General features: G+C 54.0%; 15 protein-coding genes. 8 read left to right on the forward strand and 7 right to left on the reverse strand.

Going from position 1 to position 15,883, the window contains the following annotated elements:
- The first annotated feature begins 38 nt into the window (after positions 1–38).
- The 7 genes from OC373_RS01565 to OC373_RS01595 all read left to right on the forward strand — a co-directional run bounded on the left by OC373_RS01565 (position 39) and on the right by OC373_RS01595 (position 7,621).
- Complete coding sequence (locus OC373_RS01565; RefSeq protein ID WP_261996874.1) at positions 39–932, forward strand: M15 family metallopeptidase; 894 nt, start codon at positions 39–41, stop codon at positions 930–932.
- A gap of 112 nt (positions 933–1,044) precedes the next feature.
- The gene (locus OC373_RS01570; protein ID WP_261996875.1) at positions 1,045–1,671 is read left to right on the forward strand and encodes a fimbria/pilus periplasmic chaperone; all 627 of its coding nucleotides are present in this window, start codon (positions 1,045–1,047) and stop codon (positions 1,669–1,671) included.
- Complete coding sequence (locus tag OC373_RS01575; protein ID WP_261996876.1) at positions 1,671–3,830, forward strand: fimbria/pilus outer membrane usher protein; 2,160 nt, start codon at positions 1,671–1,673, stop codon at positions 3,828–3,830. The genes OC373_RS01570 and OC373_RS01575 overlap by 1 nt, the downstream gene beginning before the upstream one ends.
- Before the next feature lie 76 nt (positions 3,831–3,906).
- Entirely contained in the window at positions 3,907–4,425 is a 519-nt protein-coding gene (locus OC373_RS01580; RefSeq protein ID WP_261996877.1) for a hypothetical protein, read from the forward strand.
- Between the two features lie 113 nt (positions 4,426–4,538).
- Positions 4,539–4,913, forward strand: a complete 375-nt coding sequence (locus OC373_RS01585; RefSeq protein WP_261996878.1) for a hypothetical protein — start codon at positions 4,539–4,541, stop codon at positions 4,911–4,913.
- Entirely contained in the window at positions 4,910–6,967 is a 2,058-nt protein-coding gene (locus OC373_RS01590; protein ID WP_261996879.1) for a YadA-like family protein, read from the forward strand. The genes OC373_RS01585 and OC373_RS01590 overlap by 4 nt, the downstream gene beginning before the upstream one ends.
- 204 nt (positions 6,968–7,171) lie before the next feature.
- Entirely contained in the window at positions 7,172–7,621 is a 450-nt protein-coding gene (locus OC373_RS01595; RefSeq protein ID WP_261996880.1) for a hypothetical protein, read from the forward strand.
- On the opposite strand, the gene OC373_RS01600 is transcribed toward OC373_RS01595, so the two are convergent.
- Positions 7,622–8,341, reverse strand: coding sequence for a hypothetical protein (locus tag OC373_RS01600; protein WP_261996881.1), 720 nt, complete (start codon positions 8,339–8,341; stop codon positions 7,622–7,624).
- Positions 8,342–8,472: 131 nt separating this feature from the next.
- Here OC373_RS01600 and OC373_RS01605 point away from each other — a divergent pair, with 131 nt between their 5' ends.
- Positions 8,473–8,895 (forward strand): hypothetical protein, encoded by a 423-nt coding sequence (locus OC373_RS01605; protein ID WP_261996882.1) that lies wholly within the window; start codon positions 8,473–8,475, stop codon positions 8,893–8,895.
- A 43-nt stretch (positions 8,896–8,938) separates the two neighbouring features.
- Here the strand turns inward: OC373_RS01605 and OC373_RS01610 are convergent, their stop codons facing one another.
- From OC373_RS01610 to OC373_RS01635, 6 genes are all read right to left on the reverse strand, one after another.
- Positions 8,939–9,424 carry a hypothetical protein gene (locus OC373_RS01610; protein ID WP_261996883.1) on the reverse strand — a complete coding sequence of 162 codons (486 nt, stop codon included), beginning with the start codon at positions 9,422–9,424 and terminating at the stop codon, positions 8,939–8,941.
- Between the two features lie 61 nt (positions 9,425–9,485).
- Positions 9,486–12,308: a MobF family relaxase gene (mobF, locus tag OC373_RS01615; RefSeq protein WP_261996884.1), complete on the reverse strand. Its 2,823-nt coding sequence runs from the start codon at positions 12,306–12,308 to the stop codon at positions 9,486–9,488.
- Between the two features lie 96 nt (positions 12,309–12,404).
- On the reverse strand, positions 12,405–13,769 hold the full coding sequence (locus OC373_RS01620; RefSeq protein WP_261996885.1) for a type IV secretion system DNA-binding domain-containing protein: 1,365 nt from the start codon (positions 13,767–13,769) through the stop codon (positions 12,405–12,407).
- A 478-nt stretch (positions 13,770–14,247) separates the two neighbouring features.
- Positions 14,248–14,877: a hypothetical protein gene (locus tag OC373_RS01625; RefSeq protein ID WP_261996886.1), complete on the reverse strand. Its 630-nt coding sequence runs from the start codon at positions 14,875–14,877 to the stop codon at positions 14,248–14,250.
- Complete coding sequence (locus OC373_RS01630) at positions 14,874–15,278, reverse strand: hypothetical protein (protein WP_261996887.1); 405 nt, start codon at positions 15,276–15,278, stop codon at positions 14,874–14,876. The genes OC373_RS01625 and OC373_RS01630 overlap by 4 nt, the downstream gene beginning before the upstream one ends.
- Complete coding sequence (locus OC373_RS01635) at positions 15,275–15,844, reverse strand: hypothetical protein (protein WP_261996888.1); 570 nt, start codon at positions 15,842–15,844, stop codon at positions 15,275–15,277. The genes OC373_RS01630 and OC373_RS01635 overlap by 4 nt, the downstream gene beginning before the upstream one ends.
- Between the last annotated feature and the right edge of the window lie 39 nt (positions 15,845–15,883).

Genomic DNA, 15,883 nt, shown 5'->3' on the forward strand with positions numbered 1-15,883 from the left:
TTATTTGTGATTAACACTCAAATAAAACCGGAGATCCAATGCGCAAACTGCTTTTTAGCTTACTCATACTCCTTACACCAACAACTGCCCTTGCCGCTCAAGAACCCTATTGGACAAAGCTCACTTCATCGAATTTCCTGGTGAGCCCGAGCACAGCTCACGCTCAATTCTTTGATCAAAAATCAACTGGCATCATCTATGGATCTTCAACTCCTGCTTCCTATGGAGAAGTCGTGTCAAAGAGCATCTCGTTCCAAGCCGAAACACAAAGATCAACGAAGAAGTCACGTGGACGGATCTATCGATTCTTCCATCCTGGCCAAGAACGAATTTGGAAAGGCATTCACCCTGACCTGAGAGAGAAGATTGAAGCCATTCAAGATGTCATGAGAGACGAAGGCTTTGATCTAAGACCAGTTGAAGGATATCGAAGCCCTGAACGCCAAGCCGTCCTCCTCGCGTCCGCATCTGGGGTCACGAGTGTTGGAGCTTGGTCAAGCTGCCACAACTATGGCTTAGCCCTGGATGCCGCCATCTATGTCAATGGAAAGCCAAGCTGGGATCTGAGCGACCCTCATGTCATAGCGGGATATCAGCGGTTCGGCGAGCTGGCTGAAATTCTTGGCTTAAATTGGGGCGGCCGGTGGACGTCTCCTAAAGACTACCCGCATGTCGAGATGAGAGCTGAGTGCGGTCGGTCCAAATGGGCGAAACGCCACGGGCAAATCCTACCCAAGTTCATCGCGAGCGCTGGCGAACCATCATCTCTAATTCTTGAACGAGCTCTGGTTTCGACCTGGTGCCCAATGGGCTTGGAGGCAACTTGTATCGCAATGGGAAAGGAACGATTTGCTTTGTGGGGGTGGACTGTTCAGAGCCAAAGCAGAGCATGCATGGCAGCGCTTGACGTCTATCGTTACTCTTTTTCTTAATCATAATTTAGAGCACAAAGCCGCACATCGTTGCGGCTTTTTATTGCACACAGCTTGACAATCTTTGGACCCGGGTTATTTGTGAAGGACACTCAAAAAATCCGGAGATCCAATGAAATATCTACTATTAAGCGCAGCACTAGCGCTCTGTCCATTTGCATCAACTGCAATGCAAGTCTCACCATTAGCTCAAACCATCAACCCGAGTAAGAACAATGGCTCATTGACTGTCGTCAACACGTCGAATGACAAGAAGGAATACCAGCTCCAAGCGTTTAAATGGATCTTGGTTGATGGAAAGCAGACCCGCACACCAGTTGACGCGATCCGTTTCGCTCCAAGCTCCTTCTATCTCGAAGCAGGCAAATCTCAAGTGGTCCGCTTCATCAACACCGAGACATCCAGAAGTGAGCTTGCTTATCGCGTCGTCGTGAAAGAAAAGAACGTCAAGAAGCTGGAGACGACTGGGGTTGAACCCGTCTTCAACATGAACTTCCCTATTTTTTGGCGTGCATCTGATCGAGCCACGGTGACCGCAAAGACTTCTGGATCAACCATCCTTCTTCGCAATACAAGCCTGATCACTGCCCAAATCGCCAACATCGATTACGGGACGTATCGTAAGGAAGGCCTCGTCGGCTACCTGCTCCCTGGGGAGGAGATGGGGATCTCCAAGGGCAGCGCGAAATCGGTCAAGGCTTTGATCAATGGCGTTGCCACCGAGCTTGTGATTGAGTAATGGCCTGGCGCGCCTTTGCGCTAGCCCCTCTTCTTTGGTGTTCGAATTCATATGGTGCTGAGAGCATCTATGCCATTGCGATCAACGGCAAAACCGTCGATGAGGCACTTCTAGCAACCACAACCGAAGACGGCGATTTGCTCGTGCGATCAGACAAGCTCAAAAGCTACGGCTTGGTCGGCGACTTCGCTTCAATCCAAAGCATGAAAGCACTCGGTGTAGGGGTGGAAGTGCAAGATGAGAAGCAACTCGTCACCCTCACAGTGCCTGGCAGATATTTCAAGCCTCAGGTTGTTGGATCAGTGGACGCGCTTGTAGAGGCAGACCCCGCACCGAAGGGCATCTTGATCAACCAAGATCTCGCCGTCATCCGCTCCTATCGAGGCGACTGGGCAGCATCCTGGGGCTATGACATGCGCACAGGCATGGCCGATGGCGTGCTGATCAACACGGGACAATTGAACCTTCAATCGGGTGGTTCTACCAACACACGGGGACTCACGACATGGACCAAGGACTTAATCAATAAAAGTCTATCGGTGGAGATCGGGGATGTCTTTACGCCTTCACTTGGCATCACGTCCACGTCGAATTTGCTGGGATTCAAAGTCGGCACGGAGCGCGAGCTTACGGGCGATCTCTACCCCGTCCCAGTCATCGCTGGCATTGCCGATAGCCGGACAACTGCGGAGATCTATCTCAACAATGAGAGGCAACGCCAGCTCAACCTAGACCAAGGGCCCTACTCCATTGAACAGGGATCGATGCTCAACGGCTTGAACTCGTCGTCTGTCGTGCTGAGAGACCAGTTTGGCCGCGAACAGATCATCCAGAGTGACTTCTATTTTACCAACCGTGCCCTGCGCCCAGGGGCATCAGAATGGGCTGTGACTGGCGGCCTGAGCCGCTTCGGATCCATTGGTAACGACTACCGAGATCTTGCTCTCGTGGGCTTCTACCGCAGGGGCCTGAGCCCTTTCTTTACGCTCGGTTCCTCTGCACAAATGACGGGGCAGAACGCGAACATGGGCCTGGATGCAACTGTCGTCCTCGGGACCGCTGGTGTCCTCACTCTAAGCAGTCTGGCAAGCCACTCAGATAGGCAAAACGCTCTCTCCTACTTGGCTGGATACAGCTATCAGACTCGCAACTGGTCCATCAACGCTCAGACCCAGAAACGCTCAACGGACAGCTGGCAGCTCAGTGACCAATGGCGCGGTGGATCGGTCATCACACGCAGCAACTTGGCGAGCCTTTCATACACCCATCGCCCATTCCAGGTTGGGTTGTCTTGGTCTTCGAACACCTATTCCTCGGGAGCTCAGAACGAGCGCCTGAGCCTCACAGGACGCTACTCCGGTGCCAACAGCACCCTGAGCGCCCAGCTCTATCGAGACCGCGATGAGAGCGGCTTCTATGTGTTCTACACCCGTCAACTTGGCACCCGGCAGCGGGCGAGCATGTCTTTCAGTGATGACCAGAAGAGCCTGGCATTCAACAGCAGAGCCGGAAGGATCAACTATGGAGTTGGGGCCTCTGATTCGGGGTCCTATGGCAATGTCGGGCTCGACACCCGCTCAGGACGCTTCCAAGCACAGTCCACGACGCGCGAAGGTCAAACGAGCCTGTCAGGCCGGTATGAAGGCTCAATCTGGCTTGGCGAAGGTGGTGCACTTGTCGGCCGCACTCTCAATCGCTCCTTTGCTCTCGTCGAAGTTGCTGATACATCAAACGCGAAGCTCAACGCCAACGGATCAAGCCAGGTCACCAATAAGCGGGGTTACACCCTCTTTCCCCTGTCCGCCTATCGAACGTCGAACGTTGGTCTAGACGTAAGCTCCCTGCCCCTCGATGCCCAGGTCAACGAGCGCACCCAGACAACGACGCCGCTAAGGTTATTCGGAAGCAAAGTGATCTTCCCAATCTCTTACATCAAACCGCTAGAACTGCGAGCGATGTTCCAAGGGAAGATCGTGCGTAGTTCAGGGGTCGCGGTCGCAGACGACTTGGAAGTTCCAATCGCTGATGACGGCCGAATATTCCTTCCCACCTACAACCCTGGCAGAAGCATCACGATCAAAACAGATAGCGTCACTTGCAGTGGGGTCCTTCCCATCGATAAGGACGACAAAGATCTTGAAGAAATTGAGTGCCAATGACTTGCGCAATTTAAAATTCGCATTAGCTTCGATTGGATCCTAAGCAATTTCGCTTATCAATGAAGGAGATCAATCGATGTTAAAGAATAAAATTACCATTGCTACCGGCTTAGCATTTGGCCTGGCAATGGCAGCGGCAAATCCGGCTTTTGCTGCGACTGAGACGCAGACAATGAACGTCACTGCCGTTCAAGCAGCGATCTGCACGATGGCCATCCCGCAAGATGTCTTCATGCAACTTGGCGACAAAGACGAGGGAAGCGTCCTGGTCGCGCTCTCTGCGATCCAGGATCTGACTGTCACCTGCAACAAAGACCTCCCCTACACGGTTGAGATGGATACCGCCGACGCGTCCGGCAACTTCGTGATGACTGACGCCGCCACATCCAAAGAAATCAAAGCACGCGCAAGCTTTGGCCTGAGCGGTCCGTCGAACTGGCAACCCTTTAGCACCACTGCAAACAACGCCGCATTGAGCTCTGTGGGGACTGGCGCAGAACAAGTGTTTAGCACTCGCATCACTGTCAACACAGACGCGACTTATGCAGCTGTCGGCACTTACACGGCCGAACGTCAAATCACGATTTCTTACTAAGATCGCCAAGTTAAAAAAGAAAGCCGCCTTCGGGCGGTTTTTTTTGTGATCAACGTCTTGCGCTTTAGATTTTTTCTGTTTTGTTAAAGACAACTCAACGAGACGGAGATCCAGTGTTTAAATTATTTATCCCACTTCTTGCCTTTTTATCAGCCCCCACATTTGCAACAGTGATCACAACTGTCGATCCGCAAGCATTCAATGCGGCCGTCAAGCCAACAGTGACTTTCCAGAACGGCGTTTGCACAGTCGAAGGCGCACTGATCGTTGCTAACGAACTCGTCTCTGACGCCCATATCGTTGTTCGCGCCAACCAGGGAACATCACCCGTCGCGGAAGCACGCACAGGCAGAGACGGGCGCTACACCGCGACCTTTGCATCAAAGAAAGGAGCGAGCTTCCAAGAAGTCGTGATCTCTAAGCCAAGCAAAGACGGAAAGATCAGCGCAGTGCCTGGCCCCATGTTTGTCTGTGGGGTGAAGCAATGAATGCCTTCCGCAAACTCTCACTTGCGCTGTCGTTCGCACTTGCAGCCTTCGCCCATCCGGCCATGGCTGACACAGTCGGCGATCAAATGATCATCAAAGGCTCCCAGAACGCCACATGCCGGGACAATGGTGTAGTCGGCTGTCTCGTGCTCGGCAACGGCGCTTCGGCGTGGCTGACTACCGGAGGAGTCACAGACAACTCCATCGATGCCAACCCAATCGGAACGGCCACTGTCGTTGGGAATCGGGCTAACAATACAGACGGCGGCGTTGCCTTTGGCGATACGGCCTCATCTGCCTGGGGCGGTTCGGCAATCGGCAATTTTTCTGTCGCTGGCCAGCAAGCGGTAGCCCTAGGCTACCGAGCTTACGCCGGCACCATCGGCAGCATTGCCATTGGCTCAGGCGCAGTGGCCAACGGCAGCATGTTTGGCTCAGCGATTGCCATCGGCGGGCAAGCTACTGGTGCTCGCACAATCGCTATTGGTGGCGAAGCGTCGTCCCAAAATGCCGTCTCCTTAGGCCACGGCTCGACGGATGGCGGCTCCAACACCGTTTCTGTGGGTGACAGCAGCTTACGTCGCCGCATTGTCAATGTTGCAGCCGGCCAGGCCGCAAATGACGCGGTGATCGTGAGCCAGATTGCACCACTTGCTGCATCACTGGGCGGTGGAGCGAGCTTCACGTATGGTGCCTTCAATGCTCCAAGCTATGCTCTTTCCACAGGCACTTACACGACTGTTGGAGCTGCTCTAACTGCCTTGGACAACAAGCCAAGCAGTGGATCAGCCTCCCCCTATTTTAAGGCGACATCTCCCGTATCAGATGGCACGGATGCCACCCAAGCGAGCGGTCAGTCGGTCGTAGCAGCAGGTCCCGGGGCCAAGGCAGCTGGCACCTACAACACGGTGATTGGCGCAGATAGCGCGGCTTCGCTCTATGGATCGACGGTCATCGGAAGCCTCAGTTCAGCGGGTGATTCTGCCTTTGCGGGCGGACATCAAACCGTTGCTGGCGAATCGTCGGTGGCTTTGGGTGCTTACGCAACGGCTGGCCAGGACTGTATTGCCATTGGCTACGGTGCATCGTGCACCGAATCAATGACCGCGAGCTTTGGGAGCGCCGCAGGTCAGCCTGTTCGCTTGACGAACATCGCGAGCGGCCTAGATGAGACTGACGCGGTCAATATGGGTCAGCTCAACAGCGTCTCCGTTCAAGTCACCAACACCCAAAGCGCTCTCTCTTCGACCACCAGCTATTTGGGTGGCGGAGCCAGCTACAACGCGGTCACAAACACCATCACAGCTCCAAGCTTCAACTTCTTAAGCGGTGCGAGCTACAACACCGTGGGGGATGCTCTGGCAGACCTGGATGGACGGGTGACCGGCTTGGAGAACGCACCAGGCGGCGGTGGATCCAACACTCCTGGACCGCAGGGCGAGAAAGGTGAGACAGGAGCGCAGGGCGACAAAGGCGATAAGGGCGATCCAGGTCAAGATGGGAATGACGGCTCGGCCAATGTGGCAGCTGGCAAGAACATCGAAGTTCAGACCCAAGTAGATGGGAGCACTACTGTGAGCCTCTCAAATCAAGTCGAGCTGAGCGATCAAGGATCGATCAAGGTAGCCAAGACCATCATCAACGGTGATGGAATCAACGCTGGTGGCAACCGGGTAACCGGGGTGGGCAACGGCTCGATCTCCCAGGGATCAACAGACGCGGTCAATGGCGGTCAGCTCTATGACATGCAGCAACAGTGGTCGGATCGATGGGAAGACACCACTCAACGCATTGGCAACCTGGAACGTGACGTCAAGATCCAAGGGGCACAATCGGCAGCATTCGCCAGCATGATGGGTGCCCAGACTTCTGGCGTCATCGGCGAAGTGCATGCGACAGCCGGCGTTGGCTTCTATGGCAACAAAGCTGCTGTGGCGGTGGGTTGGAAGGCCCGCGTGAGTGAGAAGGTCAACCTCTCAGCAGGCTTCTCAAAAGGTATGGGCGGCGGATCCGTGCAGGGTGGTATCGGGATCTCAGTCAACCTCGGCCAATAATTATTCTTCAACCCCAGGGAGATCCGATCTCCTTCTCCCTGGGCGGGGGCTCCCTTTTTGAGTGAGGGAGCCCCCATCTTTTTTGTATTAGGGACGGTGGCGGGTCCGCCGTCGGATCTGTGAACTACTTCACAAAAATCAACAACTGCAATACTATCAGTCACTAGTCATTTGTCTATTCAGCCAGCTTCAACGGAGTGAAGTGTGCCACTTTTTATCATCTCCTTAATCGCAGCACTTGCACTCGCTATTCCTACATGCGGCATTTCACTCGTCGTTTTTGTCGTCGTCAAATATGCAGTGGACATTGCTGGTGTCAACAAACTGCTCGCCGCTACGCAGACTTCGTTGAACACGGACGACCAAGTCTTGATCGGGCATGTCAACAATGCGGCTATCAGGAATTTTTTTGAGAAGCACGGAACGACCGCTGTAAAATGTGTCCGGCACGAAAAACCCTTCATCTTCTACATTGGCTATGTCACTGCGGTAAGCGGTGCAGAATGCGTTTCGTTAGTTGGTCGCGGCAATGGTGTGATGTTCGTTTCAGCCATGGAGCCCCCCGTTCAGTTCGGCGAAGACATGCTGTCGCTCATCGGCAAGAAGCAGTTCATTGATGAGATCGTAGCGGGTTTGAATGCCGCTTCTCGCTGATCAACGACGATCAAAGGCGACCTCGCCACCCTCGGCGCAGCTCTCAGCTAACGCACTGTGATTGATTGAACGTCGAGAGTAGACAAGCACACCATTGACGTGGACTTCCGAAAACGCCCTGGCAGAGCTCTGCACCAGCCCTAGGCACAGGTTCGCCTGGAATGCAGTCGCGGTGATTCGGAAGCCCTGCCCTGCATTGAGGGGTGAGAGCTCGATGCTGCCTAAGCTACGAGAGTTCAGTTCCTGGCCGACTACCCAGGCAGACGGGGCCAACCCACGCTCAACGGCGCTTGCTGTGCTGACGCTTTGATAGCGCCCTTCTTCGACGGCGAAGTCCGCAGCGATGGCGTCAGCCAGTTGGGTAAGACTTGCCGCTTCTTGTTGGATCCTTGTGCCAGCGGATGTGGGACCGAAGGCCATCCAGGCACCTACACCGGCTATCGCAGCAAGGCCAACGACAAGGCTGAGCTCGACGAGTGCAAAGCCTCGAGACCTCATCGCTTGGCCTTTACTCGCTCTGCCACCAAGATCTTCTTCAAGCGCGTTAAGCACAGAGCCAGTGCGAGGGCAGCTGATGCCATGTATGTAGAGAGTTGGAAGGGCGAAGCTCCATAGCTCGGCCAAAGCACGAGCATGGTGACGAAGCTCGCCACAACGACTGAGAGCAAAAGTGGATGTGGGATGTTTTTCATTGTGATCTCCTCTGATGGGTCTTTTCATCAAAAGGCGAATCAGCTAGGTGTCAAGATTTCGGCCGTAATTTGATCGTGCAATCATCGTCAGAGACTGGAGCCCCAAGCTATTAAGCCTGATGTATAGTGCCTCCACAATTTTCCATGGATGCTGCAAGGATGCTTGAATTGATTGGGACAGTCGCCCTGTGCGCGGCTGGAATTTGGATTTTGTCCAAGGCTTATGGCTACTACCGTTACAGCAAGGACCTCAATGTGACGGAAGATTTTGCGCGGTGGATGATGGTCTACTCAGGCGTGCAGAGTGCGCTTGGTGAGGCAGAATCAGCAGATCTTTGGGAAGAAATGGGATCATCGCTGTCTGGTAGCGTCACGATGCTTCGCGGACTTGCAATCCCCGATTACGAAGAACTGCTTAAGCAGGTTCGGGTGCTTGATCTGTGTATCCGAGAGCGCATGTGGGTCAAGATGTATAACAGCGATCCAGCGTTGATCCTTCTCGCAGGTCGTGTATCAGAAGCCATCCCACGTGTTCGCGAGCACGTCGTAACCGTTGGACGCGCAAGAGTTCCAGGTGCCTGACGCAAAAAAACCGCCTTTCGGCGGTTTTTCATTGAAAAGGTGCTCAGTAGAACTCGTAGAAGAACCCGCCATCGGGGTGATCAGAGAACTCATCACCCTCTTGCAAGATGGTGAGTCGATTTTTACCCCCCTGAACAACTTCCGAACTGACACGCGCCTTGCTCACCTTCTCGTTGACAAGCTCACGCAGCGCTTCATCGCTCAGATCTGACGGTCGAAGCACACGGATCACGCTTTCGAGCGTCGAAATGACCGCATGATCCCCGATCAAGCAGTCTTCGAAGAGCTTTGTCTTCTCTCGCTCTTTTGCAAGCTGTGCCTTGACCACGGCAAGCTCCGCAGCTGCATCGTGGACCTGGTTTGCGAGCTGCACGTTCTGGAACTGAGCGGTGCGCGCCTGTCCCCGATAGGCCCGGGCCCGGTCGGCCTGGTGAGCGACTTGGTCACCATGGATGCTATCAAGCCCCTGATCCACAGCTTCCTTGTTTTGCTGGTTCAAGATGTTGGAGAACTTGGTAAGAAAGCTCATGTCCATTCCTTTGACCAGGCCAACCCCGGCAAGGGAATGCTGCACCATATCTAGAGCAGAATCAACGTGTTAACGCCATCCTAGCCTGCCTATTCCGACGAGCGGTCAAACGCTCAACGAAGCCGAAATTGACCTTCAATTTTTGCCCCAGCTGCTGACCCAGCTGCTCAAACTCGTTCTTTAGGTCCGGCTGCTTCGCCCGCATTGGCTTCTTCACCTCGATGGCGTTCTCTTTGAGCCGCTGCTGCCCAAGCTTCCCTTTAATCTGGTCCAGGCTCATCGAATCGGCAAACAGGGTATAGCTGCCTTTCGTCAGTCGGGTAAAGGCCACCAAAGCGCTCTGGTTGTCGGTCATCCCCGCATGACCCAGGTGAAAGACGTCCGTCTTGCCCTGGCCCTGGGCCTTATGGATCGTTGAGCAATATGACAGATCAAGAGCACTGTATTCATGCGAGTCAAAGCGGATCGTCTTCGTGACCCCGTTGCGCTCGATCTCCACCCCAAGAGTCACCCCACCCGCACTGCTTCGCTTGATGCTCTTCACCGTCCCTTTGGTCCCGTTGATGACATCCAGGCCTTCATCTTTGACGTTAAAGATGACCTGATCACCCCGGCTCAACGTAAGGTCACGAAACACCTTATTTTTGCCAATAGATCGGAAAGTGAAGTCCTCTTTGTCTACCTGACCTCTCGCCTTCAATTCCTGACGGACCCGTCGATTGAGATCCTGCATATCCTCGTTCGAGTGAACAAGAATGAGACGCTCTTGGGTAGGTGCAGCACTGTTGAAATAGGCTTTGATGCACGCCTTTTTGGCTTGCTCACTGGTCGCCCATTCGTCTACCTGGCCGTTGTCTGCAAGCGCTTGGAAGATCTTCTTGCTCTTCTCAATGATGTCACTGCGTGACTGCACCTTGTCTGCGTTCCGCACCTTGCCATCAGCGCCATAGTTGTAGAAGAGCCCTGCTGTATGACGATCCTGAGCAGTCTTCTGACGACGAATTTCAGTGAGCTTTGCGTCGCCAATGGCCTCTTTTGCAATGGACATGCCCGAGCCCGCACCCACCGGCTGAATCTGCTCTTGGTCACCCTGCAAGATGAGCTTTGCTCCTGCCTTTTGGCAATAGGCCATCAGGTCCCGAGTCTGGCGGCTGTCTACCATTCCTGCTTCATCTAAGACGACAACGTGCTTATCCGTCAGTTTGAGCTTGGACTTGTCCAGGTCACTGATCAGCTTGGCAACGCTGGTGCACACAAGGCCCGATTCCTGATGAAGCTTTTCGGCCGCCTCGTTCGAAACGCAGGCTCCTAGCACGGTGCGCCCATCAGCTTTGAAGGCCTCTGCGTAGATCAGGCTCACTGTCGTCTTACCAGTCCCAGCAAGCCCTGAAAGCACGCCCACGCCCCCTGTATCGACGGTGAGGTGCTCCACCGCTTCCCGCTGCTCTGCACTTATCTGGAAGCCTTTTGCGGCTTCGAAGGCTTGGATGGCGTCGTTGAGCTTATCGAGCGGCACATGTTGGAAAACCTCGCCTTCGCGGCTCAGTGTCTTATGCAGGATCTCCTGCTCCATGGACACCATCCACGGGGCTGCAAAGCGCTCCTCTGTATGCCGGCGAGCAAGGGATGAGCCCATGTCGTCCGTGTGGATTCGCTCAGGGCAGACACGCACAAGATTGTTGCGCTGGATGAAGTCCGAGACCATGACGTCTAATTGCCTTGAATCAATCATCCCAGAGTTGGCTTGGCCTAAACGAAAGCGAAGCTCCTTTTCATAAAAAATTGCTTCGTTCTCGTGGAGAAGCTCCAAGATCTCTTCGTCAGTAGCAGGGACGAACTCCCTGGTGCTTTTCTGCTGCTTGATCTCATCAATCGTCATCAGAAGCTCGGGGTGCTGCTTCTTCAACTCAATAGCATCCTGTTTCCAGGCTTCAACTAGCTCAAGGAAGGTAGGTTCATCCTTGTGCTTGCGTGTAGCAAGAGACGCTTGCTGCATCGTCCCCCCGTTTTCTTGCTGATGCTTCAAGATGTCTTCGCGACGACTTGACCAGAGCTTCGATAGTTTCTCAGTTCCAAGGACCTCCCATGTGCGGACACCCGTCTTCTCGCCCAGGGCATTGACCTCGGCGTGCTGTTCAATCTTGTAACCCAAGGCTTTCAAGCCCGCAGCGAGCTCGTTCTTGTAGATCTCATCAGCCGCTTTGCGATGAGCGAAAATCTCGTAGCTATCGTATGTGCCCCACTTCCCATCGGCCCCCTTCGCAACACCCATGGCAAGCGCATGGGTGTGAATCTGAGGGTCCAGATTCCTTGAACTTAGATGCTGATGAAAAGAGACGATCAACCCATCGACTGGGATGACAGTCTTGCCACCTTGATCACGCCTGGTCTCGACCTTGCTTTCGATGTAGCCAAAGGCCCGCTCGACAGCCCTACGCTGGACTTCCAGTATTTTCTCTCGCTCGTCTTGATCTGCCAGTGCAAACACGGTGGACAACGACTTTGGTGCGCTAAACGTCAGCTCATAACCAACTCGGTGACCGCCTTGTTCAATCATGACCTGGTTGCCATCTTCATCAAGGAGCGGAGCACCCTTCGCATCGAACTTTGGTTTCAGGACCGGCTTTTCGCCGGCATTCTGGCAAAGCGGTTCATGAGTGAAAGGATGAAATCCGTCGCATAGAGAGAGCATATGCCTACCGTCCACAGCAACGCCAGCGAGCTTGATTTCATGCGCGAGCTTACCGCCCCAATATGACGCCGAGACCTCTTGAACCTCGCCGTTGTAGTAGCGAACTAGGCCCTCGGTAGCGAGCAGATATTCAACGACTGCCTTGCCGTCTTTGTTCCTGCCTTGCGCTGTAAGTGCGGTAATTGGAATCAAGACTGATCTCCTCTAATGTGATGTGATGTGATCAGTCAAAGGCATTCAGAGCAAACGTCAAGATCAAAGGACGTGGTTGGGTGTGGATGCTTTGCATCATTCTCGAAAGAACTGATCGATCTCTTCTTTCGTCATCCCCACCCGCTTTGGCTGAGCGCTAAGAGATGCAGCCTGAGTAGGTCCGGGAATGGCCAGGTTGTTGCGCTGGTGAGGTTGAGCCATCCAGCGAGCGGGGATCTGCCCAGGACGCTTGGTCCTCATGACGACACCAGGAAAGTCCAAGAGCAATGGATCTCCGCCCATCTGAACGATTGCTCGCACCCCAAAACCATGCGGGCCGTAGTGCTTGCCTTTGCGCGGGCCAAGGCGGTCTGTAAGCTCACCTGGGCTGATAAGTGCCCTGCTCTCTTCATGGACAGCAACGTTGTCATCATGCGTTCGATACGCAACACGATGCTTGCCAAGTTGCTGAGCGGCCTTCTCTCTTGTCTCACCGATCTGCAACTGACAGATGATGTGAGTGCCGACCATAGACGACATCGCTTCGGCGAATTTATCGCCGTAGACCTGGGCTACTTGGGCGATGTTCTGATAGCACCCTATGAAGACCACTCCTTTGCTTCGGCCTTTGTCAATCAGAGGACCGATGTTGAGCCTACCGGCCGTCGCCAGCTCGTCGAAGACAAACCCAATGAAGCGATCCTTCTCCGCATCTGGGAGCTTAGGGGAGATGATCTCTGGGATCGCAAGATTGACCAAAGCGCTGATGTAAGCCTTCGTCATGCCCTCCTCTGGGCCGCTTTGCACTATGACTTGCTTGCGTCCTTTATAGCCATCCTGAGCCCACTCCGTGATGGCAAAGCGGCGATTCTCTTTGCGCACGGGCCAGGCCATGGCCATGTCATCGATCATCTTCGTTTGAGCAACAAGCGTAGACAGCAATGAGGCTGTGGTCTGACTCTCCGTGTTCTCTACCAAGCTACTCGCAGAATCAAAGTGCTCCTGGATCATGGGAAGCATGGCCGCCGCCGACTGGTTTTTGAGCAATGCCAGATCGGCCCACGTCCACACGCCGGGCGTTTCCACTTGAAGGGATCGGATAGCGGCGACGAGCAGCTGCCTTGCTGCCATCGACCAGAAATCACCATTTTTTTGATCAGGGCTCCCAGGGATGAGGATCTCTGCAAGCATCGCGGCTTGCAGTGGATAACGGCAGTCAGCGGCTATGTCCCAATAGTAGGAGCGCTCATCGAAAGGGCAAACAATGATCGGATTCTTGAAGTAGCTCGTGAAGTCGCCCTTCGTGTCGAACAAAAACAGCTTGTGATCCGCCCGGATGATCTGCTCAATGATCGGCAACAAGATCTGCGTCTTGCCGCTTCCCACTGAGCCCTGTAAGAGCGTGTGCCTCGACCAGTGAGACTTGGGTAGGTGCAACTCTGGGTGGAGCTTCAAGCTCATCCTAGCCATCCATCCTCCTTGATCTGCCGTGGCTTCATCGAGCGGCGACGTGCCTCTCTGATCGCTGCTTTTCCATCCAGCAAACTTGGGCCGGACACATGCCAAGTGTTGGACCGGGGTTCCAGCGCCTTTGCACCTACCCAGGTTGCTACTGCCAAGCTCACAAACAGCGAGGGACCAACCCGGACCCACACCTTCCAAGGCTCCCAAAGGAAGCTGGTGTAAGCATGAGCGGCATTGGGGAAGAGCGAGCCAAGAGAAAGCCAATGCAAAAGGGCAGCGGGTGCCCCCAAGAGGTCAAATGACAGGCTCGGGCTCAGTGGGCTACCTGGAAGCTGCCAGGTGAGCCACGTGAGGCCTGGATAGGCAGTTAGGAACAAGATCAGGAATAGGGCTACGCCATGGTCAACCCGCCGCACTGGCTGGCTCGGCGGAATGGAGGTCGAGACTTTGCCGAAGGCGTTGTAGACCACTGCCTTCATAGACGCCTGGAAGCTTGTGGCTGCGCCAACACATGCAAAGTGGATCGTTCAAGAGCGGCTCGATCATTGCTTGCAGCCAACGACCTGACATCGTCAGCAGTGATCAACGGCGACCCTGCCGGACTCTCACAATTCAGCAAGGCGGCGACGACAGCCGCGTTCTCGGAGGAGACATCGAGACTATCGATCTTTGACAGGCAGAGCAGTAGGTCCCCAACAACATCCGCGTCATACTCGTGCTCTAGCGAACGCGCTATGGAGTAATACCGCATGAGTAGTTGCAAGTAGCTGCCTTGCTCAGTCAAAAATTCGGGATTGGCACCATCAACGACCAGATCCCTCATTTCACGGAACAACCAGGACTCAGGGCCCTGATGCTGGGATTTAGCAGCCATTTCGGCTAACTCGATGTCCTTTTCTTCGGGGTCTAGCTCCGGGCAGCACATTGACAGCTTTTCAGCGAGCTCCCCAACGACAAGCGCCCTCTCGGGCCCACGCCAGCTCACCTGCCTCGAACCGCACATGAAGTCGATCAGCCCTTCGTCATAGTCATGACGAAGGATCCCAAAGCCGTCCCAGATGGACCCCCTACTCGCATCAATCAATCTACTAAGGATGTTCCTCATAAGCGCACCGGCTTATGAACAAGACTTACCTTAGGCGTATTTCTTTGTAGTGCGCCCCTCTGATCTAGAAGTCGATCTATACGGTCTATTTCATGGCGCTTCTTGCTCTCAAGTTCTTCCTGGGCAATATCTAGATCACATTTCCAAGAATTGCAGCCCGAACTTGATCGCACGGGCCTCTTAAGATCACGAGCGATGTCACGCACCTCCCGCAACAAATGATTTACCCTAAATCCCTGCATCGCCATCGGAGTATGGGCAAGCGGTGGCAGAGGCGGAGCAGCCAAGTCGACTTTGATAAGCTCATAATTGGCTTCGTCAAAGTAGATTTCATCAACAAGACAAAACGACAGACCACCACTACTGAACGAATGGCTGATCAATATTGGCTTCTTGCTCATAAACGAACTCCAATCTTGGTCAGCGGGACATATGCCGAAGTTTGATCAAGCAACACGCGGTCGATCAATGAGACAATGTGATTACTCTCGTGATCAATCTGACCAGCGTGGATGTTCTGATAGACAGGAAGGATCATTGCCTTAGCTGCATCAGCAGATGCGACAGCGCCGAGCGAAAAAGCAGCAAGCACAAGGTCTGGGATGTTCTCGCTTGCGTCTTTCCAGCACCAATATCGGCCTTCGGCGGTGAGAACATCCAAGAGATTGCGCCCGTTGCTCAACTGTGCATTTGGATCAGCGCCAAACATCAGAAGACCGTGCAAGTGATCGACGTAGCTGGAAGCTTCATAGCGATGATCACCAATCCATTCGCTGGGATGATCAAGCATCGAAAGGTTGTGGAGGAAGATGCAAGTGATGTCATCAACGGCAGGGGGACTATCAGACCTACCCAAGCACACTGAATTCGCCACTTCAATGAGCTTTTGTTGCCAAGGGTTCGCACGAGCATTCATTCTGACAAGGTCACGCTGCATGATTGGCAGGCGTTCGATAGCATTGATCATTTGTGCATCTCCGATTTTTTTGTTTGAGTAAAATCAGTC

The organism is Stenotrophomonas sp. Ste96 (genome assembly GCF_024519495.1).
In the GTDB taxonomy this organism is placed as follows: domain Bacteria; phylum Pseudomonadota; class Gammaproteobacteria; order Xanthomonadales; family Xanthomonadaceae; genus Stenotrophomonas; species Stenotrophomonas bentonitica_A.

Bases quoted from the DNA above. Each gene is read 5' to 3' on its own strand.
- OC373_RS01565 (WP_261996874.1), top strand. From the start codon at position 39: ATGCGCAAACTGCTTTTTAGCTTACTCATACTCCTTACACCAACAACT.
- OC373_RS01590 (WP_261996879.1), top strand. From the start codon at position 4,910: ATGAATGCCTTCCGCAAACTCTCACTTGCGCTGTCGTTCGCACTTGCA.
- OC373_RS01635 (WP_261996888.1), bottom strand. From the start codon at position 15,844: ATGATCAATGCTATCGAACGCCTGCCAATCATGCAGCGTGACCTTGTC.
- OC373_RS01630 (WP_261996887.1), bottom strand. From the start codon at position 15,278: ATGAGCAAGAAGCCAATATTGATCAGCCATTCGTTCAGTAGTGGTGGT.
- OC373_RS01575 (WP_261996876.1), top strand. From the start codon at position 1,671: ATGGCCTGGCGCGCCTTTGCGCTAGCCCCTCTTCTTTGGTGTTCGAAT.
- OC373_RS01600 (WP_261996881.1), bottom strand. From the start codon at position 8,341: ATGAAAAGACCCATCAGAGGAGATCACAATGAAAAACATCCCACATCC.
- OC373_RS01610 (WP_261996883.1), bottom strand. From the start codon at position 9,424: ATGAGCTTTCTTACCAAGTTCTCCAACATCTTGAACCAGCAAAACAAG.
- OC373_RS01605 (WP_261996882.1), top strand. From the start codon at position 8,473: ATGCTTGAATTGATTGGGACAGTCGCCCTGTGCGCGGCTGGAATTTGG.
- OC373_RS01625 (WP_261996886.1), bottom strand. From the start codon at position 14,877: ATGAGGAACATCCTTAGTAGATTGATTGATGCGAGTAGGGGGTCCATC.
- OC373_RS01570 (WP_261996875.1), top strand. From the start codon at position 1,045: ATGAAATATCTACTATTAAGCGCAGCACTAGCGCTCTGTCCATTTGCA.
- OC373_RS01620 (WP_261996885.1), bottom strand. From the start codon at position 13,769: ATGAGCTTGAAGCTCCACCCAGAGTTGCACCTACCCAAGTCTCACTGG.
- OC373_RS01580 (WP_261996877.1), top strand. From the start codon at position 3,907: ATGTTAAAGAATAAAATTACCATTGCTACCGGCTTAGCATTTGGCCTG.